At 61.5% G+C, this 18,341-nt stretch carries 19 protein-coding genes and 1 pseudogene; 8 read left to right on the top strand and 12 right to left on the bottom strand.

Annotated features, from left to right (window positions below):
* The first annotated feature begins 28 nt into the window (after nucleotides 1-28).
* Nucleotides 29-916, top strand: a complete 888-nt coding sequence (locus G3A56_RS13730) for a DMT family transporter (protein WP_164056450.1) — start codon at nucleotides 29-31, stop codon at nucleotides 914-916.
* Between the two features lie 54 nt (nucleotides 917-970).
* On the opposite strand, the gene G3A56_RS13725 is transcribed toward G3A56_RS13730, so the two are convergent.
* A complete protein-coding gene (locus G3A56_RS13725) occupies nucleotides 971-1,504 on the bottom strand; it encodes a transglutaminase-like cysteine peptidase (protein WP_082184508.1) in 534 nt (177 codons plus the stop codon).
* A 682-nt stretch (nucleotides 1,505-2,186) separates the two neighbouring features.
* On the opposite strand from G3A56_RS13725, the pseudogene G3A56_RS13720 reads away from it, so the two are divergent.
* Nucleotides 2,187-2,770: pseudogene (locus tag G3A56_RS13720) on the top strand (transglycosylase SLT domain-containing protein).
* A gap of 201 nt (nucleotides 2,771-2,971) precedes the next feature.
* On the opposite strand, the gene G3A56_RS13715 reads toward G3A56_RS13720, so the two are convergent.
* From G3A56_RS13715 to G3A56_RS13690, 6 genes are all read right to left on the bottom strand, one after another.
* Nucleotides 2,972-3,586 (bottom strand): alpha/beta hydrolase, encoded by a 615-nt coding sequence (locus G3A56_RS13715; protein ID WP_082184509.1) that lies wholly within the window; start codon nucleotides 3,584-3,586, stop codon nucleotides 2,972-2,974.
* A 166-nt stretch (nucleotides 3,587-3,752) separates the two neighbouring features.
* Nucleotides 3,753-4,697: a VOC family protein gene (locus tag G3A56_RS13710; protein WP_082182841.1), complete on the bottom strand. Its 945-nt coding sequence runs from the start codon at nucleotides 4,695-4,697 to the stop codon at nucleotides 3,753-3,755.
* 164 nt (nucleotides 4,698-4,861) lie between these two features.
* Nucleotides 4,862-5,938, bottom strand: coding sequence for a siderophore-interacting protein (locus G3A56_RS13705; RefSeq protein ID WP_082182842.1), 1,077 nt, complete (start codon nucleotides 5,936-5,938; stop codon nucleotides 4,862-4,864).
* 171 nt (nucleotides 5,939-6,109) lie between these two features.
* Nucleotides 6,110-7,039: an IS110 family RNA-guided transposase gene (locus G3A56_RS13700; RefSeq protein ID WP_082182843.1), complete on the bottom strand. Its 930-nt coding sequence runs from the start codon at nucleotides 7,037-7,039 to the stop codon at nucleotides 6,110-6,112.
* Between the two features lie 214 nt (nucleotides 7,040-7,253).
* On the bottom strand, nucleotides 7,254-7,946 hold the full coding sequence (gene ung, locus G3A56_RS13695; RefSeq protein WP_082182845.1) for a uracil-DNA glycosylase: 693 nt from the start codon (nucleotides 7,944-7,946) through the stop codon (nucleotides 7,254-7,256).
* Nucleotides 7,947-7,959: 13 nt separating this feature from the next.
* Nucleotides 7,960-8,355, bottom strand: a complete 396-nt coding sequence (locus tag G3A56_RS13690) for a VOC family protein (RefSeq protein ID WP_082182846.1) — start codon at nucleotides 8,353-8,355, stop codon at nucleotides 7,960-7,962.
* 252 nt (nucleotides 8,356-8,607) lie between these two features.
* Between G3A56_RS13690 and G3A56_RS13685 the strand changes: the two genes are divergently transcribed.
* Nucleotides 8,608-8,964 carry a YbaN family protein gene (locus G3A56_RS13685; RefSeq protein ID WP_082182847.1) on the top strand — a complete coding sequence of 119 codons (357 nt, stop codon included), beginning with the start codon at nucleotides 8,608-8,610 and terminating at the stop codon, nucleotides 8,962-8,964.
* Between the two features lie 13 nt (nucleotides 8,965-8,977).
* Here the strand turns inward: G3A56_RS13685 and G3A56_RS13680 are convergent, their stop codons facing one another.
* Genes G3A56_RS13680 through G3A56_RS13670 form a run of 3 tightly spaced genes read right to left on the bottom strand, consistent with a single transcriptional unit; the run spans nucleotide 8,978 to nucleotide 11,723 of the window.
* The gene (locus G3A56_RS13680; RefSeq protein WP_082182848.1) at nucleotides 8,978-9,760 is read right to left on the bottom strand and encodes a heme ABC transporter ATP-binding protein; all 783 of its coding nucleotides are present in this window, start codon (nucleotides 9,758-9,760) and stop codon (nucleotides 8,978-8,980) included.
* Complete coding sequence (locus G3A56_RS13675) at nucleotides 9,757-10,845, bottom strand: FecCD family ABC transporter permease (protein WP_082182849.1); 1,089 nt, start codon at nucleotides 10,843-10,845, stop codon at nucleotides 9,757-9,759. Before G3A56_RS13675 ends, G3A56_RS13680 begins: the two co-directional genes overlap by 4 nt.
* Entirely contained in the window at nucleotides 10,842-11,723 is an 882-nt protein-coding gene (locus G3A56_RS13670) for a heme/hemin ABC transporter substrate-binding protein (protein WP_082182850.1), read from the bottom strand. Before G3A56_RS13670 ends, G3A56_RS13675 begins: the two co-directional genes overlap by 4 nt.
* A gap of 196 nt (nucleotides 11,724-11,919) precedes the next feature.
* On the opposite strand from G3A56_RS13670, the gene hmuQ reads away from it, so the two are divergent.
* The 4 genes from hmuQ (at nucleotide 11,920) to purU (ending at nucleotide 14,993) form a co-directional block, all read left to right on the top strand.
* Complete coding sequence (gene hmuQ / locus G3A56_RS13665) at nucleotides 11,920-12,267, top strand: heme-degrading protein HmuQ (protein ID WP_003522597.1); 348 nt, start codon at nucleotides 11,920-11,922, stop codon at nucleotides 12,265-12,267.
* A gap of 10 nt (nucleotides 12,268-12,277) precedes the next feature.
* Nucleotides 12,278-12,799, top strand: a complete 522-nt coding sequence (gene hutX / locus G3A56_RS13660) for a heme utilization cystosolic carrier protein HutX (RefSeq protein WP_082182851.1) — start codon at nucleotides 12,278-12,280, stop codon at nucleotides 12,797-12,799.
* Nucleotides 12,800-13,136: 337 nt separating this feature from the next.
* On the top strand, nucleotides 13,137-13,913 hold the full coding sequence (locus G3A56_RS13655; protein ID WP_082182852.1) for a YbaY family lipoprotein: 777 nt from the start codon (nucleotides 13,137-13,139) through the stop codon (nucleotides 13,911-13,913).
* 195 nt (nucleotides 13,914-14,108) lie between these two features.
* Nucleotides 14,109-14,993: a formyltetrahydrofolate deformylase gene (gene purU / locus G3A56_RS13650; RefSeq protein ID WP_082182853.1), complete on the top strand. Its 885-nt coding sequence runs from the start codon at nucleotides 14,109-14,111 to the stop codon at nucleotides 14,991-14,993.
* Between the two features lie 27 nt (nucleotides 14,994-15,020).
* Here the strand turns inward: purU and G3A56_RS13645 are convergent, their stop codons facing one another.
* Together G3A56_RS13645 and G3A56_RS13640 are read right to left on the bottom strand one after the other, a co-directional pair.
* A complete protein-coding gene (locus G3A56_RS13645; protein WP_082182854.1) occupies nucleotides 15,021-16,412 on the bottom strand; it encodes a sensor histidine kinase in 1,392 nt (463 codons plus the stop codon).
* Nucleotides 16,409-17,089 carry a response regulator gene (locus tag G3A56_RS13640; protein ID WP_010972345.1) on the bottom strand — a complete coding sequence of 227 codons (681 nt, stop codon included), beginning with the start codon at nucleotides 17,087-17,089 and terminating at the stop codon, nucleotides 16,409-16,411. The genes G3A56_RS13645 and G3A56_RS13640 overlap by 4 nt, the downstream gene beginning before the upstream one ends.
* A 52-nt stretch (nucleotides 17,090-17,141) precedes the next feature.
* Here G3A56_RS13640 and G3A56_RS13635 point away from each other — a divergent pair, with 52 nt between their 5' ends.
* Nucleotides 17,142-18,239 (top strand): ABC transporter substrate-binding protein, encoded by a 1,098-nt coding sequence (locus tag G3A56_RS13635; protein ID WP_425503353.1) that lies wholly within the window; start codon nucleotides 17,142-17,144, stop codon nucleotides 18,237-18,239.
* Nucleotides 18,240-18,341 lie beyond the last annotated feature (102 nt).

Here is an 18,341-nt window from a genome sequence, read left to right as displayed (position 1 = left end):
CCGCCCCGTGAAGAAGCGAAACATCAGCGTGCCCTCCAAAGCCTACATCGCCCTCATCATCGCCACGCTCTGCTGGGGCGGCAACACTGTCGCCGGCAAGCTCGCCGTCGGCCACATCAGCCCCATGGCCTTCACCTTCCTGCGCTGGGTTCTGGCCGTCGCCATCATCTTTGCCATTTCCGTGCCGCAGCTCATCAAGGACTGGCCGGTGGTGAAAAAGCGCCTGCCCTATTTCTTCGTGCTCGGCAGCGTCGGTTACACCGCCTTCAACGTCTTTCTCTACACGGCCCTGCAACACACCTCCGCGATCAATGCCGCCGTCATCCAGGCCGGCATTCCCATGGTCATCTTCGTGCTGAACTTCATCCTGTTCCGCACCCGCGTGCTGTTCGGCCAGATCGCCGGTTTCTGCCTCACCATAGCAGGCGTGGCGCTGCTCGCCTCCCATGGCGATCCGGTCTCGCTGCTGCAGCTAGAGATGAATGCGGGCGACGCCATCATGCTGCTCGCGGTGCTGGTCTATGCCATCTACACCGTCATCCTGCGCTGGAAACCCGCCGTTGACTGGCGCACGCTGATGGCGATACCTGCCTTTTTCGCCCTCCTCACCTCGGTGCCGCTGGTCTTCTGGGAAATCTCGCGCGACAGCGTCGTCTGGCCCGATCAGAAGGGCTGGGTGCTGGTGGTCTATGCCGCCATTTTTGCGTCGCTCATCGCCCAGATCCTCTACATCAAGGGCGTGGAACAGATCGGCGCCAACCGCGCCGGCCTCTTCATCAACCTCGTGCCCGTCTTCGGCACGCTTTTGTCCGTTGTGGTGCTTAGCGAAACCCTGCACACCTACCAGATCGCGGCGCTGGTCATGGCGCTGGCGGGTATTGCCGTCGCAGAACGAAAAAAATCGCCGGCTCCCTGATCCCGAAGGATCAGAAGAAACCGGCGCAGTCTGGCAGGCATGAAAAAGGTGGGCTTAAAGCGCGGTTTCGCGCTCAGCCGGAGAAAAGACGGCGTTACCGAGCACGATATCGCCCTTGTCGGTGGTGACGATCAGCACTTTTTCGAGCGATCCGTCATCATTCAGCGCAAAGGCAAGGCGCAGCGCAGCGGAAGACCAGCCGGCACCGGCAAGGGCCGTGCGCTTGATCGCGGCGCAATCGCCACAATCCTCAGCGCTCAGCGACGGCGTTGCCGGGACACCGGCTCCGAAACCGGAGAAATAATCATCAAGCGCGCCCATGGTGGCGTTCACATCGCGGTTGACGCGCAGCAGTTCTTCACGGCGCTCGCCCGTCAGCGGCGCGGCAATCGTCGAAACACATTGGCCGGCGGACAGAACGCAGCCATCAAAACCGCCCGGAGCCGAAACACCGATCTGGGTCACCGCGCTCTTTTCGACAGCGGCAAAACCACGGGCAAAACCGGCAGCGCCAGCCGCATCGGCATGAGTGGACATGGAAGCAACGGCAATTCCGCAGATGGCGGCAGCAATAATCTTCTTCAGCATTTTCATACCCCGTTTGGCGATCCGCCGGCTTGGGCCGGTCTCGATTTCTGTTTTGTGGAGCCCCTGTCTGCGCAGGATGTCCGCTCCTTGTCTGTGATCCCACAATGGCACAGCACTGTTTTCAGCCGCTTTAAGCCGATTGCTACAATTTTATCGGTTTTCATTTTTGTACAGCGGACGCTTTTTTTCGAATATGCACCGATATCACCGCGCCGAATTCCGGCGCAGCGTTGAGAGGCGATAAATGGGCCGCATCGCTGCGGGGGTATCGAAGGGGGTAGTGCAGGGTTTTGCAGACGATGCGGCCCCGGTTTCAACATATGATCCGCCCGCCAAACCGGTTCCTGTTTGGAGGATGGACATATGCCGGCCGCCTTGACCGTGACATTGGGAAACTCCCCGGTTTTGGCCGCCTGCCCCACCCACCTTGCGCCGCGCGCACGCTCAATGACCGGGATGAAGCGAGTGTAGCGCACCCGGCTGGAACGGGGACGCGCGGGGATAAATGCATCTCAAAAAAGGCATGCTGGAGAGGCGCGGCACACGCTTTCGCCCCATCCCGGACACAGGAATTTTCAGCGGGTTAACAAGCCCTTGATCGGCGGCATTTGAATTAACCTTGTCTTAAAACCCGACGTTAATGGTTAGCAATTTAAGAATGGCGGAACGAAAGGGTTCCGTTATGCGTGGCGTATTTGCCGTTGTTCTTCTGATGACTGTTCTGGCCGGCTGCGCAACGGCGCCGTCGCAGGTCACCAATGCCTGTGCGATTTTCGAGCAGCGGAACGGCATATTCAACAACTGGCGGCGCGATGCGAAAGCGGCCGAGCGCGAGTTCGGCGTGCCCGTGCCTGTCATGATGGCGACGATCTACACCGAATCCGCCTTCCGCCCCTATGCGCGGCCCCGCGCACCAAGCTTCTCGGCTTCATTCCATGGAAACGCCAGTCCACCGCTTACGGTTATGCCCAGGCGCTGGACGGCACATGGGGTGTTTACCAGCGCGAAACCGGCCGCTGGTCGGCAAGCCGCACCGATTTCACCGATGCGATCCATTTCGTCGGCTGGTACCACGCCAAGAGCCGCCGCGAAAACGGCATTTCGCTGAACGACCCCTATAACCTCTATCTCGCTTATTATTCCGGCCATGCCGGTTACGCGAAGGGAAGCTGGCGCAACAGTTCCGCGGTCCAGAAAGCCGCCCGCCGCTCCGCCAACATGGCGCTGCGTTACGAGGCACAGTTGCAGCAATGCGGATATCGCTGAAGTTGGAGTAGCAGGACCATTTTGTCTGCATGCGACGTGGAAAGGCAGATCACCTACCCTCTCCGTCACCCCGGACTTGATCCGGGGTCCAGCGCGATCAAGTCCTTGATCGCAAGAGACTCTTTTCACGGCGCAGACGCGCCGTGGCTGGATGCCGGATCAAGTCCGGCATGACGGTGAAGAATGAGGTCGGGCAGAAAGCTACCCTCCATAATCCGCCAGAAAGCCCCTTACAGCATCGATCTCGCCCGAGCGGATTTCATGCCCGCCCGGATGCCACACCGTTTCCACCGTGCCGCCCTGCGCCTGAAGGCTCGTTTCCAGCGCCTTCGTCAGCGGCACCGGGCAGATCGGATCGCGCTCACCCGCCGTGATAAGCACCCGCCGCGTTGATTTGGCGGGGGAGATCTTCGGCTCGAACGGGATGAGCGGATGCATCAGCACCGCGGCATCGAAAAGCTCGGGCTGTTCGATCAGCACATTGGCGAGAATATTCGCACCATTCGAAAAGCCGAGACCGATGACCGGGCCGGCCTGATAATGCTCCCGGTTCGCCCTGATGAAATCCGCCATCTTGCCGGTTGCCCGCTGAAGATCGGCCATGTCGTAGACGCCCTCGCCGGTGCGCCGGAAAAACCGCGCCGCGCCATGTTCGGAAACATCGCCAACCGGCGAGAGAATGGTGGCCTCAGGCAGCAGGCGGGAGCCGAAATCGAAGAACTGGTTCTCATCGCCGCCGGTGCCGTGCAGCAAAACGAAAAGCGGCGCACCGGCAGAACCGGCGCGGGATTTGTGGAAATAGCTGTCCTTGGTCATGGAAGAATCCTTTCTGGAAGGAAGATGGTCAAAGGCTTCCGCAAGGCCTCTTCGGCCAAGCGGAGCAGTCATATGAAGCGAACGGGCGCGGCTTGTGTCTTCTCCCCGAGGGGGAGAAGAAACGTGTGGCAACGTTCTGCCAAACTCAATGGCCAAGCCCGGATGATCAAACCGCCTTCTCATCCCCAAGCGGCTCCAGCTGCTTTTCCAGCACCGGCCGCAGATGCGCGTGCTGGGTCGGCAGTTTCAGCGCTTCGCCGAGATGGGCGGTGTCCTCGTCCCGGTCGAAACCGGGCTCGTTGGTCGCCACCTCGAACAGCACGCCGCCCGGCGTGCGGAAATAGATCGCCCAGAAATAATCGCGGTCGATCACCGGCGTCACCTGATAGCCCGTATCCATCAGCGCCTTGCGCACTTCGAGCTGCTTTTCACGGTTTTCGACCGCAAAGGCGATGTGGTGTACCGAACCCGCACCAAGGCGCGCGCCGGAGATGTTCGGCATGGTTTCGATATCGATGACATCAGCGCCATTGCCGCCGGCAATGCCGAGGCGCAGCACGCCATCCTGACGGTCCACTTCCTCATAGCCCATGAATTTCAGAAGCTCGGCGGTTGCCCCTTCGTCGCGAAGACGCAAGGAAGCGCCCTGAAAGCCGTGGATCGCCTGATCTTCACCGACGCCATTGCCGGTCCACTGCGGACGGGTGTCATCCTTGACCTCGACCAGCGCGAAACCATCGCCATCCGGGCCGGCAAAATGAAGGCGCTTGTTGCCGAAGGCCTCGTCGGCCTTCAGGCCATCCACCCCGGCCTTCGAAAGACGCTCCTGCCAGTAGCCGAGCGATCCCTCGGGGATGGAAAACAGCGTGGTGCCCACTTCCGCGGTGCCGGGACGGCCACGGGCGATATGCGGGAACGGAAAATAGGTCATGACGGAGCCGGGCGTGCCGAGCTCATCGCCATAATAAAGATGATAGACGTCAGGCGCGTCGAAATTGACGGTCTTCTTCACCCGGCGAAGCCCGAGCGTATCGGTGAAGAAGCCATTGTTCTGCCGTGCGCTCGCCGCCATGGAGGTGACGTGGTGCAGGCCCATGATCTGGTTCAGCATGGTAAACCCCTTTTCGCACTGACAGGCCTCGCAATCGGGCCCGCCCTGTTCATGGCGTAAAGATGGGGTAAGAGGCGCGGCAGGCATAGACCGGCAACAGGAACGGATTGTTCCCGATTGGTGAACGATCAAACCTACTGTTCAACCAAGCCTGACGGCACGTCTCAATGATCGTCGGCGAGGCCCATGGTCCAGTAACCGACGGCGCGCAGCGATGCCTTGGGGAAGGAAATCTCATCGGTGAGGAAGGACTTGGCAGCCCTCGCCTCCGACTTCTCGCAGGCGACGAAAACATGCAGGCCTTCATGCTCCCCCTTAAAGGCATGACCACGCAGCGCCTGTTCGATGAGGCCAGCGGTGCCGGCGGGCTTGCCGCGACGATAAAGCCACGTCCATTCGACATTGGCGGCGCAGACGATCTCCTGCCGTTCCGCCTCGTTGTCGATCTCGGCATAGACGCTGAGCTTTTTGCCGGCCGGCATTTCCGCCGCCATGCGTAGCATCACCGGTAGCGCCGTCTCATCACCGGCAAAGACGTAACGCTCCGCCTCCGGGCAAGTGCCGCTCGGGCCGATGATGCCGAGAACGTCGCCCGGCTTTGCCGTGGCGCCGAAATTCGCGCCCGGCATGTCATCGCCCTCATGCATGACGAAATCGATATCCACCTCGCCGCGCCCGACATCGCCGGAGCGGATGGTATAGACGCGCCGCGTCAGAAGATCGTCGCCCGCCGGCCAGACGATAGCGCCGGTGGGGGCGAGATAAGGCCAGACCGGTGCACGGGCCTGATCCGGCACCAGCAGCAGGCGGACATGCATGCCGCCGGTGACGAGCCGCTCAATGCCGCTTTCGACGGACACCACGAGACGGCGCATATGCGGCGTCAGATTATAGGCGCGGACAACCTTGCCGACGAAGAGATTGGGCAGCTCCCGCTGATAGGCACCGTGGCCGCTCCAGCGGAAATCGAGCCCCGTCTTGCCGGAAAACTCGACAATATGCTCGGCCACCATGGCCTTCACCGACATCAATATATGTTCGGAAACGCAGCTGACCCGGGCGGCGAACCGGCCACCTTCGGCGCTGAAGCTGCCATGGCCGTATTCCGCCTTGAAACGCACCGTCGTCCCTTCCCGCTCCATCTCCATATGTTCGGAGAAATGATCCTCGAAAGCATCGACAATCGACGCGGGATCGGGCAGCGAGACGGAGGTTTCTGCAGACAGGAGAGACACGGGCATAAATCCTTCACTTTATAGTCTAGTATCCTTAAACCGGACACGACCACGCTGTAAAGATATTTGCTGCGCTCCCCGTCATTCCGGCCTTGAGCCGGAATCCAGCCAGCCCAAGTCCTTGGGCTGAAAAGACTCTTCCCGGCGCGCGGACGCTCGCGTCTGGCAACTGTATTGTCAGGTTTTAGCAAAGACGGTTTTATCCCTGAGGATTGCGTTTGCGGCGACGAGGATTTTGCGGGCGATGGCAATGATCATGACCTTGAACGGTTTGCCCTTGGTCTGCATGGTTTGCGCCGTGCGGGCGAAGGCGGTCTTCAGCCTGTAAGCCACCAGCGCCGCCATGTAGAGGGCATCGCGCACGCGCTTTCGTCCGCCGCGAATATGGCGCTGGCCGCGTTTGATGCCGCTGTCGGCATTGAAGGGAGCAAGTCCCGCCAATGCCGCCATGGCTTTGGAAGAGCTGCCGCCCAGTTCCGGCATATGCGCCATCAGCGTGAATGCGGTGACTGGCCCGACGCCCGGAATGGAACGAAGCCTGGTGCTTTGTTCGTTCAGTTCCGCGTTTTCCCGGACATGGGCGTGACAGGCTTTTTCGATCGCCTCGATCTCGCCGTCCAGCCAGATGAGATGGCGCTCCAGACTATCGTGCTCCATGGGTTCTGCGCTGGAAAGGCGAAGCCGCTCCTGCTGGCGCATGGCAACGAGCTGATCGCGCCTTGTATGGAAGCTGGCAAGCGCCTGCCGGGCCGGATCGGGTGGTGTGCTGGTTGCGGGGCCAAGCGTTTCGCCCATGCGTGCCAGCAGGCGGGCATCGATGGCGTCGGTCTTGGCCAGGCGGCCGGTGGCTCTTGCGAAGTCGCGCGCCCGGGCGGGGTTGACCCGGCAATACGGACGCTGTTGCCGATCGAGAGCCGCGCGCAGCTGCCTGTCATAACGCCCGGTCGCCTCCAGAATGACCGTCGCCTCCTGCCCCTCCAGGCTTTGCAGCCATGCATGAATGGCGGCAGCGGTGTTGTCGATGCGGATATGCCGGGATGTCCGGCCGTCGAAAAGATCAAGATGCGCCTTGGCGACGTCGCATCCAATGAAAACAGGGTGTATCATGGCAAGCCTCATCCTGTGCTTCGAGGTCCGCGCTCACGGCCTCAATCAACTGTTCAGGTTGGGATATCAAAGGCGGACGGAGGACCAGAGCCAGCAAGCGGTCTCAAACGACCAGGATCCCGACGGCCTTCCGTCCGCTACCATTCTAGCACAGACGCAATACACAGGATCCCTGTGACGGGCACAGGGATGAGGGGAGGGCTGGTAAAATCGCTTAAGCCATCTCCGGCAATTGCCAGTCGATCGGCTCGCGGCCGTGGGAAACCAGAAAGGCGTTTGCCTTGGAGAAATGGCCATTGCCGAAAAAGCCGTTATGGGCCGAAAGCGGCGAAGGGTGCGGCGAACGCAGCACCAGATGTTTTTTCTGGTCCACGAAGGCTGCCTTCTTCTGGGCGTAGGATCCCCAGAGCAGGAACACCACATGCTCGCACTCGTTATTGACGGCACGGATGACGGCATCGGTGAATTTTTCCCAGCCCTGCCCCTGATGCGAGGCGGCGCGCGATTCTTCCACCGTCAGCACGCTGTTGAGCAAAAGCACGCCCTGTTTCGCCCAGCTTTCCAGAAAGCCGTGATTGACCGGGCGAATGCCGAGATCGCTCTGCAATTCCTTGTAGATATTGACGAGCGAAGGTGGGATGCGCACGCCGGGCTGGACCGAAAAGCACAGGCCATGCGCCTGGCCAATTCCATGATAGGGATCCTGTCCCAGAATGACGACCTTGACCTTGTCGAGCGGCGTCAGATCCAGCGCCCGGAAATATTCGGCGCCTTTGGGAAAGATGTGCTTGCCGGCGGTTTTTTCGGCAAGCAGGAAATCTTTGAGCTTCAGCATGTAGGGGCTGGCGAATTCGGCGGAAAGAACACGTTTCCAGCTGTCTTCGAGTTTGACGCCTGCCTCTGCCATGATGTGCCTCTTCTTACTTAAACCGGTTGCCGCGCTGCAGCACTTCGATCTTGTAACCATCCGGATCGCAAATGAAGAAATATTTCGCGAAAGGCTGGCCCTTGTATTCGGCTTCGATGATCTTGCCCGGAGACAGGCCGATATCGATAAAGCGCTGATGTTCGGCATCCACATTGGCAACACTGACGGCGAGGTGGCCGTAGCCGTCGCCCAGCGCATAAGGCACTTCACGACCCCGATTGACGGTCAGTTCCAGTTCGAAATCGCCTTCGGCATTGCTGAGATAGATCAGCGTGAAATTTTCGAACTCGGCGCGTTCCGCAATCTCGAGCCCGAAAGCCTGTTTGTAAAATTCCACCGAACGCTTTTCGTCCAGCACCCGGACCATCGAGTGGATCAGCTTGGCCATGGTGTTTCCTTCTTCTTCCTGTCGTCGTGGCCCGGTTATGCTCCGGGCATTGCGGACCAACGGGATAAAGACAGTGTGCTTCGCTTTCAACCCTAAAGGCGCTTTGTGACGGGAGGCAAAGCTTCGATCACGGCAAATGTGATGGCGAAACACCCCGGTTTCCCCGCAGGGCGAGGGCCTGCGGCAACACGGCACACAGATTTCAGCGCTCCGCCCTATCATGAGTAGAGAACTCATGATACCGGCATATCCATGCGCCTTCTGTACCTCTGTCTTGGCTGGCTTATGGTCGCGACCGGCATTGTCGGCGCGTTTCTTCCCGTTTTGCCCACCACCCCATTCCTGCTTCTGGCGCTCTGGTGCTTTTCCCGCTCTTCGCCGAAACTGGAGGCATGGCTTCTCGCCCATCCCAGATTTGGCCCCTCGCTTCGCCGCTGGCGCGAGCGCGGCGCAATTGCCCGCAAGGCGAAGATCGCCGCCCTGTCTGCCATGTGTGCGAGTTACGCCGCCTTCTGGTTCCTGAGCGAACCGCCGGCGCTGCGCGCAGCAATCGTTGCCGCCGTCATGCTGGGCTCTGCACTCTTCATCGTCACCCGGCCGGAAAGCTGAAGGTCAGCCGCACTCAGCGGTGCCGCGACTGCGGCAGCACATAAGGAATATGCCGCGCGGGCAGCCGTCCGACGACGCCGCCAATGCCATAGACCCTGGCGATCGTCTCGTCGCTGATCGTTTCCAGCGAAGGACCGCTCGCCGTCACGCGGCCGCCGTGCATGACGATAAGTTGATCGGCAAATTCCGCCGCAAGGTTGAGGTCATGCAGGATGGCAAGCACCAGGCCGCCGCCAGCGGCGAAATCGCGCGCCGTTTCCAGCACCGCGATCTGGTGGCCAATATCGAGACTGGCCGTCGGCTCATCGAGAAACAGCGCCCGCACTTCGCCGTTTTCCACCGGATGTGGCACCTGCGCGAGAGCGCGGGCAAATTGCACACGCTGCTGCTCGCCGCCCGACAGCATATTGTAGGAACGCTGTTCGAACCCGCGAAGCCCGGCCTTGGTGAGCGCCCGGCGGGCCTGCTCTTCCGGCGCGCGCGACCCTTGCGCGACAGCGCCCATGCGCACGATTTCGAGCGCGGTGAAAGGAAAGGCCAGCTGGGTATTCTGCGGCAGGACGGCGCGGATGCGCGCAAGCTGAACCGGTGTGAACAACGGCAGGGCAACATCATTATAGGTTACCGACCCCGCCTCGGCGTGCATCTCGCCCGAGAGAACCTTCATCAGCGTCGATTTTCCGGCGCCGTTCGGACCGATGATGACATTGACCTTGCCCGGCTTCAGATCGACGTTGACCGCGTCGAGCAGGCGGCGGCCGGAACGGATGAGGGTGAGGTTTTCGGCCCGGATCATGGCATGTTCCGCATGGAAAATCCGCCCCGGCCAAGCAGCAGGAACAGGAAGACCGGCGCGCCGATCAAAGCCGTGACCACGCCGATGGGCAATTCCGCCGGTGCTGCGACGGTGCGGGCAAAACTATCGGCGAGAAGCAGAAGTGCGGCCCCGCCAAGTGCCGAGGCCGGCAGCAGGAAACGGTGCGACGGGCCGATGGCGAGCCGCAGCAGATGTGGCACGACGATGCCGACAAAACCGATGGAGCCGGCAGCCGCCACGCTCGCGCCGCAGGCGGCGGCAACGGCCAGAATGACGACCCGCTTCAGTCGCTGCACGGGAATGCCCATGTGGAAAGCCGCCGCATCGCCAAGGATCAGCGCATCCAGCCCCCTGGCGACGAAGGGAATGATGGCGAGCACGATGACGATAAAGGGCAAGGTCGCGAGAACCTTGGCGGGAGTGGCCCCGCCGAGCGAACCGAGCGACCAGAAGGTGATGTCGCGCAGCGCCCGGTCGTCGGCCACGAAGATCATCAGGCCCGTCAGCGCACCGCTGATTGCCGCCACCGCGATACCGGCCAGAATGAGCGTGGTGGTGGAGGTCGCCCCGTCCTTCGTGGCGATGAGATAAAGCACCCAGGTGTTCAAAAGCCCGCCGAAAAACGCCATCAGCGGCAGGAAATGCGGTCCGAAAAACACGGCGACCGTGGCAAGCGCGCCTTCCCCGAGAGAAATGGCCGCAACCGCAAACAGCGCGGCACCCGAAGTGACACCGACAATGCCGGGATCGGCAAGCGGATTGCGGAACAGCCCCTGCATCATCGCGCCCGAGACGCCAAGCCCCGCGCCGATCAACATGCCGAGCGCCGTGCGCGGCAGGCGCACCGCCTCGAGAATGACCCTGTCACGCGCATCGAGTTCCGCAGCACCGCCGGTGAGATAAGCCCAGAGTTCGGAAATGCCGACACCCGTGGGACCGCTGACAAGCGACACACCACAGGCAAACAGCAGAATGCCGACAAGCACCGCGAGGGTGATGGCACCCTGACGGGACCTGTCACCCGGTGCGGCGCCTTCGGTGGAACTCAAGACGGCGAGGCTCACGGCTTCACCGCCTCCGGGTAAAGCTTGTTCGCCAGTTCACGACCGGCGGCCGGGGTGCGTGGGCCGAAACCGATGAGATAAAGCCCGTCCATGCTGATGAGTGCCTTGCTTGCAGCAGCCGGCGTGGACTGGAAGGCGGGAAGCGCAAAAATCTCGGCTGCCTTGGCGGCATGGTCGCCACGCGCCATGGTCAACACCACGTCCGGTGCTGAGGCAATGACTGCCTCATCCGTGAGCGGCTTGTAACCGCTGATTTCCTGCGCGGCATTGATGCCGCCGGCCATCTCGATGATTGCGGCTGCTTCGGTGTCCTTGCCCGCCGCCATGATGCGGCCGCCGGCGCTGGAAAGCACGAAGAGCACACGCTTCCTGTTCTTTTCAGGCACGGCCGACACATCCTTGGCCAGCGCGTCCAGCCCGGCTTTGGTCTCTGCGGCCAGCGCCTTCGCCTTGTCGGAAAGACCGACCGCCGCACCGACATCCTCGATCTTCTTCGCAATAGCCTCGCCGCTCGGCGGGGTATCGACGGTGACGAAAGGCACCGCGCTGGCCTTGAGGATGGCGATGACATCCGCCGGGCCGGAACCGTCTTCCGACAGGATGAGATCGGGCTTCTGCGACAGAATGCCCTCCGACGACAGCGCCCGCATATAGCCAATATCGGGCTTCGAAAGCGCATCCGCCGGATAGCTGCTGGTGCTGTCGCGCGCCACGATGCGGTCTTCAGCGCCCAGCGCATAAAGGATTTCCGTCACCGTGCCGCCCACTGCAACGATGCGTTTCGCTTCCGGATTGCTCTTGTCCGAGGCTTGCGCACCCGGCGCGGCAACGGCGATGAGGGCGGCGAAAACGAACGGACGAAGGCGAAAGTTCAACATGGCGCTATCCTGAAACACAAGCTGGCACGAGCAGATATGGGCCTGCCCTTCTTATTTAACTTGAGTTATTTGCACATGTTTATAGAACGCGCAATCGATAAGTGGAGTAATTTTGTTCGCTTTGTCGTGAGCCTCTTTCCAACTTAACCACGGCTGGATATCCTGACTGAAACTGGAAACTTAAAGGGAGAATTTCATGTTTATCGCAATGAACCGTTTTCGCGTCGTTCCGGGTTACGAAGAAACCTTCGAATCCATCTGGCGCGAGCGTAAATCGCATCTGAGCGAATTGCCGGGCTATATCGAATTCCACATGCTGAAGGGCCCGAAGGCGGACGACCATACGCTTTATGCCTCGCACACCGTCTGGGCCACCAAGGACGATTTCCTCGCCTGGACAAAATCCGAACAGTTCCGCGCCGCCCACGCCAAGGCAGGCGAAAACCGCGGCAAGGTCGAATATCTCTCAGGCCCGCATTTCGAAGGTTTCGACGTCATCATTCATGAAGACAAGAACGGCGAACGCCGCTCGATTGCCGCCTGAGGCCCGTCCGATGAGCATTGCAGCCCAAAAGACCGACGACCGGCAGGCCCGCGCCGCCGCAGCACTCGCCGAAAAGCCTGACGGTATCGTGGAAGCCATCGCCGCCAAGGCCGAGGTGACGCCTGCCGAGATTCTGGCGATCCTGCCCGAGGGTGCGGCCGTTTCCGCGCCCGCCGACCGCTTCGACGCGATCTGGAACGAGATGCGCGGTTGGGGCGAAGTCCTGATGATCGTCCAGACCGGCGATATCGTGCTGGAAGTGCCGGGCGAGTTGCCGGAAGGCAGTGAAAGCCACGGCTGGTTCAACATCCATGGCGACAGTCCCATCGGCGGTCACATCAAGAAGGACAATTGCGCCGGCATTACTTTCGTCGATCGCGGCTTTCATGGCCGCCGCTCCTGTTCCGTCTGGTTCATGAATGCCGCCGGCGGCGCCATGTTCAAGATTTTCGTCCGCCGCGACGAAAACAAGGAACTGCGGGTCGAACAACTGGTGAAGTTCGAAGCGCTGCGGGACGGTTTGCCCGGCTGAGTGAATGGTGACCGCCGCTGCCGGGATATTGCTTCCGCCGGCGGTTTCCCTCCCTCCTCATTCCTGTGCTTGTCACAGGAATCTAGCCAGCCCAAGTCATTGGGCTGAGAAGACCCTTTCCGCCGCACAGACGTGCGTCGGCTGGATTCCTGTGACAAGCACAGGAATGAGGGTGGTGGGGATGCACTGGCATCGGCTCTCGCGATCACACCCGTCATCATCCACCCGGGATGTCTCCGCCTGACTCGTAAGGAAATTTCCACCGGTTCATCGCCCGTTCAGTGCCGTTTTTTATGATCCGCTGAAATTCGACCAGCACCAGCACGGAGCAAGCATCATGAACAACCGCCAGCCACTTCTTTCGCGCCGCAGTTTCGCCGGGCTTGTCGCGCTTGCACCGCTTTTTGCAGCGGGCGGCGCAGCTGCCGCACCGGCAAGCCTGCGTGGCAGCGTATCCTATCGCGAGCGGATCGCCCTGCCCCCGGGCGTGACCGTCACCGTACGCCTTATCGATGTGTCGCTCGCGGATGCGCCTTCGCAGACGATCGCCGAAACGACCATCCGTCCGCGCGGGCAGGTGCCCGTGCCCTTCGTGCTGCGTTATGACGACCGCGATATCCGCGCCCGCCGCACCTATGCGCTGAGCGCCGAAATCCGCGACCGCGACCGGCTGCTTTTCACCACCACCCGCCGTTATTCGGTGCTGACCGGCGGTCGCGACGATACCGACCTCGTGCTTGAGCGCGTTGGGGCAGGCCCGGGCAGGCCGGAGCCGGAAGCCGGTATCGACGGACGCTGGCTGGTGCAGGACATTCGCGGCGAACGGGTTCGCGGCCGCCGTGAGGCGACGCTGGAAATTTCCCGCGAAGGCCGCGTTTCCGGCAATGCCGGCTGCAACGGCATCGGCGGTGAAGTGAAGATCAACCGCAACCGCGTCGATTTCGGCCGGATGATTTCCACACAGATGGCCTGCGCACCCGATATCATGCGCCAGGAACGGCAATTCATCGAAGCGCTGGAAGGCGCCCGTTCCTTCCGGCTGGAGCCGCGCCGGGGCACGCTGGAGTTGATCGACGGCCGCGGCCGTGCGGTCATGCGGCTGCGCCGCGCCTGAAGCGGCTCTCCTTCCACCTTAAATCGTCGTGCTGGCAGTGGAACATTCCATGTCGCTTCCGGCACGGCGCGCACCCATTTCCCGTCCTATGACTTTGGCTGCATTCTTCTTGGCGCTTTGCTCCGCCGCAGAGCTGCGCTATGGAACGCGCCAATTACGCCGGCTCATCCGGTGCAAAGTCTTTGAGGGAAAACGATGACATCCTATGTTCTGACAGTGGCCTGCAAATCGACCCGCGGCATCGTCGCCGCGATTTCCGGTTATCTGGCGGAAAAGGGCTGCAATATCATCGACAGTTCGCAGTTCGACGACCTCGAGACCGGCAAGTTCTTCATGCGCGTCTCCTTCATTTCCGAGGAAGGCGCGACGCTGCAGGCCATCACAGACGGCTTTCAGCCGGTGGCCGAAAAATTCGGCATGGAGGCGCGCATTTACGGCGACGGCCAGCGCATGAAGACAATGTTGATGGTGTCGCGCTTCGGCCATTGCCTCAACGACCTGCTCTACCGCTGGAAGATCGGCGCGCTGCCCATCGATATCGTCGGCGTCGTCTCCAACCATTTCGAATATCAGAAAGTGGTGGTCAACCACGACATTCCCTTCCACCACATCAAGGTGACGAAGGAGAACAAGCCCAGGGCCGAAGCGCAGCTGATGGACCTGATCGAGACGAGCGGCACCGAACTGGTGGTGCTCGCCCGTTACATGCAGGTGCTCTCCGACGACTTGTGCCGCAAGATGTCGGGCCAGATCATCAACATCCACCACTCCTTCCTCCCCTCCTTCAAGGGCGCCAACCCTTACAAGCAGGCCTATGAGCGCGGTGTGAAGCTGATCGGCGCGACGGCCCATTACGTCACCGCCGATCTCGACGAAGGCCCGATCATCGAGCAGGACACGGTGCGCATCACCCACGCCCAGAGCGCCGACGATTATGTCTCGCTCGGTCGCGATGTGGAAAGCCAGGTGCTGGCCCGCGCCATCCACGCCCATATCCACCACCGCACCTTCATCAACGGCAACCGCACCGTCGTCTTCCCGCCAAGCCCGGGAAGTTATGCTTCCGAGCGGATGGGGTAAGCACCGGCGGTCTGGGCAACACTATCCTTAAGCGTCCCCCCTCCCACCGAACACCACCCGCGCCCTCAGCCCACGCCCCTCCGCGCCATCCTCCAGTGTCAGCCGCCCGCCGAACAGCCCGGCGATCTCTTCGATGATGGCAAGGCCGAGGCCGGCGCCAGGGGCGGCGTTGGCTTCGCCGCGGGCGAAGCGCTGGCGCACCATGGCGCGTTTTTCCGGTGGAATGCCGGGGCCGTTATCCTCCACTTCCAGCCAGACGGTGCCCGTCTCCCTGCCGACACGCACGGTGACTTCCGCCCCGCGCCCGGCGTAATTGATGGCGTTGGAAACGAGATTGCCGATCAGCTCGCCGATGAGGAGCGGTTCGGCGAGAATGGTCGCCTCGCCCTCGCCTTCGAAACCGAGATCGATGCCGGCCTCCGCCGCACGCGGCACGAAATCGGCCGTCACATTCTGCGCAACGGCCACGAGATCGATCGCTGAAAAATCATGCTTTTCGCTGGAGCCGGCAGCATCGATATTGGCCATGCGCAGCAGCTGGGCGAGGATATGTTCGGCATGGGCCACGGACGCCCCACCCTTCAGCGCCGCCGCCTGCGCTTCCTCTAAACTTCCCGCACGGGCTGAAAGCGCAAGCTGGGTGCTGATGATGGCAAGCGGCGTGCGCAGCTGGTGGCTGGCATTGCCGGTAAAATGCCGGAGCGCATCAAGCGCCGATTGCAGCCGCACCATGAAGGAATTGACCGTTTCCACCAGGTTTTCCACCTCCACCGGCACGGATTGGCGGATGGGGTGCAGGTCGTTCGGGCTGCGCTCGGCAATCGCTTCGCTGAGCCGGTAAAGCGGGCGCAGCGAAATCGTCACCGCGATCCAGACGATGATCGCCGCCCCGACGATCATCAACAGCAGGCGCAGCGCAGAGCGCAGGATGATCGCCTGCGCCAGCTGGCTGCGGGCAATGGTGGTTTCGGCAACCGTTACGGAAAAGGGTACGGAATTGATGCCGGTGGAGGCAAAACGGCGGATGGCGGCGATGCGGATCGGCTCGTCGCGAAACACCGCATCGCGATAGGCGGGGGTATCACCCGCCGGGTTCTCCACGGTCGGCAGGTTCTGGTAACCGGTGAGGAATTGCCCGTTCGGCCCATCGACACGGTAAAACACCCGGTCCTGCGCGGCGGATGTCAGCATCTCCAGCGCGACATAGGGAATGTCGACTTCCAGCGAACCGTCCTCGGCCACCACCACCCGCTCTGCAATGGCGAGTGCGGAACCGGAGAGCACCCGGTCGGAGACCACATTGGCGGTATTGACCGCCTCGCGCCATGTGTCGGTCAGCGCAACGCAGCCGATGATGGCGGTGGAGATGAGAAGCCAGCCTAAAAGACGCCGCCTGAGCGAATAGGCGGCCTGTATCATTCAGCCATCTCCGGCAGCTTTTCCAGATAATAACCGATGCCGCGCGCCGTCTTCACCGTCAACCCGTGGGGCGCGAGCCGCTTGCGCAGGCGGCTGACATATTGCTCGATGGCATTGGCGGAAATATCGTCGTCGAAGCCGGTCAGCGACTGCACGATGGCTTCCTTGGCAACGACCTTGCCGGCCCGCATGAACAGCACTTCGAGCAGCGCCACCTCGCGCGCCGGAATATCGAGCGGGCGCCCATCCGCCGAAAAGGTACGCGATGTGAGATCGAACAGCACCTTGCCGAAACTCAGCGCCGAGGAGCGCAGACCGGCATTGCGGCGCAGCAGCACCCGCACCCTCGCCTCGAATTCGGTGATGTCGAAAGGCTTGATCATGTAGTCGTCAGCGCCAAGATCGAGCCCCTTGACCTTTTCCTCCGGCGTGCCGCGCGCCGTCAGGATCAGCACCGCCGCCTTGTCCTGGCGCGAGCGCATGGAGCGCAGCACCTCGATACCGTCCATTTCCGGCAGGTTGAGATCGAGAATGACCAGATCGAAGCTTTCCGCCGCAATCGCCGCATCGGCGGAAGCGCCATCGGAAACCACATCCACCGCATAACCGCTGCCGCGCAGAAGCGCCGACAGCCCCTCCGACAGCACCTGATTGTCCTCGACCAGCAAAATACGCAAATCTTCCCTCCCACAGCATTGCCGAGTTTAACCAGACCCTTACCGCTTGTGAATGGCCAGCGCCTGCTGCATGATCTTTTCCATGCGTATCTGCCTTCTCCTCTGTCTCTGTCTTTGCATGGCCTCGCCCGCCCTTGCGCAAGTCGCCATCTTTCCGGCAGCCTCCGGCAAGGCGGATGCCGAGACGCTGGTGGTCTATTCCTCGCTGGATGAGCCGCTGGCAACGCCGATGATCGAAGGTTTCCAGAAGGCCAATCCCGATATCGCCGTCCATTATGAGGATATGCTGACGGGCGAGATTTATGACCGCATCGTGAAGGAAACCGATGCCGGCAAAAAGACCGCCGATTTCGCCTTTTCATCCGCCATGGATCTGCAGGTAAAACTGAGCAATGACGGTTATGCCCAGCGTTCTGACCTCGCCATGAGCGCCCGCTGGCCCGCCTGGGCCAACTGGCGCAATACTGCCTATGCGCTGACCTTCGAACCCGCAGTCTTCGTTTATCACAAGCCGAGCTTCACCACCGAAAAACCGCCCGCCACCCGTGCCGAATTCGTGGACTATCTCGAACGTCATGCAAAGGAAATCCACGGCCGCATCGCCACTTACGACATCGAACGCTCCGGTGTCGGCTTCCTGTTCATGTCACGGGATCAGGAACAGTTCGGCGATATATGGAGCGTCATCAAGGCCATGGGCGCGGCGGGCGTGAAGGTCTATTCCACCTCCTCGGCCATTCTCGAGCGCGTCTCCGACGGGCGCTTCGTGCTGGGCTACAATATTCTCGGTTCTTATGCGGCGGACTGGGCCTCGCGCCACCCCGATGTCGGCATCGTGCTGCCGAAAGACTATACTGTCGTCATGTCGCGCATCGGTCTGGTGCCGGAAGCCGCCGCCAATCCGGCGCTCGGCCGCCGTTATCTGGAATTCTTCATGTCGAAGGAAGGCCAGACGATCATGGCCCGGCAGCTGCAGATTCCCGCCGTCAGCCCGGAAGTGGCGGGCGAAAACACCGCCAACACCATGCAGGCCATCCACGGCGCACAATTGCGCCCCGTGCCCGTCAGCCCCGGGCTGATGGTCTATCTGGACCAGGTCAAGCGCAGCCGGCTGATCGAGCGCTGGAACGAGGCGTTGCGGTCGCAGTAGTTTCCCCCTCATTCCTGTGCTCGTCACAGGAATCTAGCCAGCCAAAGTCCTTGGGCTGAAAGGACTCTTCTCGCCGCGTAGACACGCGTCGGCTGGATTCCT

Origin of the sequence: Rhizobium oryzihabitans (assembly GCF_010669145.1) — a bacterium.
Classification (GTDB): Bacteria; Pseudomonadota; Alphaproteobacteria; order Rhizobiales; family Rhizobiaceae; genus Agrobacterium; species Agrobacterium oryzihabitans.
The sequence above is the reverse complement of the archived record's forward strand: the minus strand, read 5'-3'. Positions and strand labels throughout refer to the sequence as shown.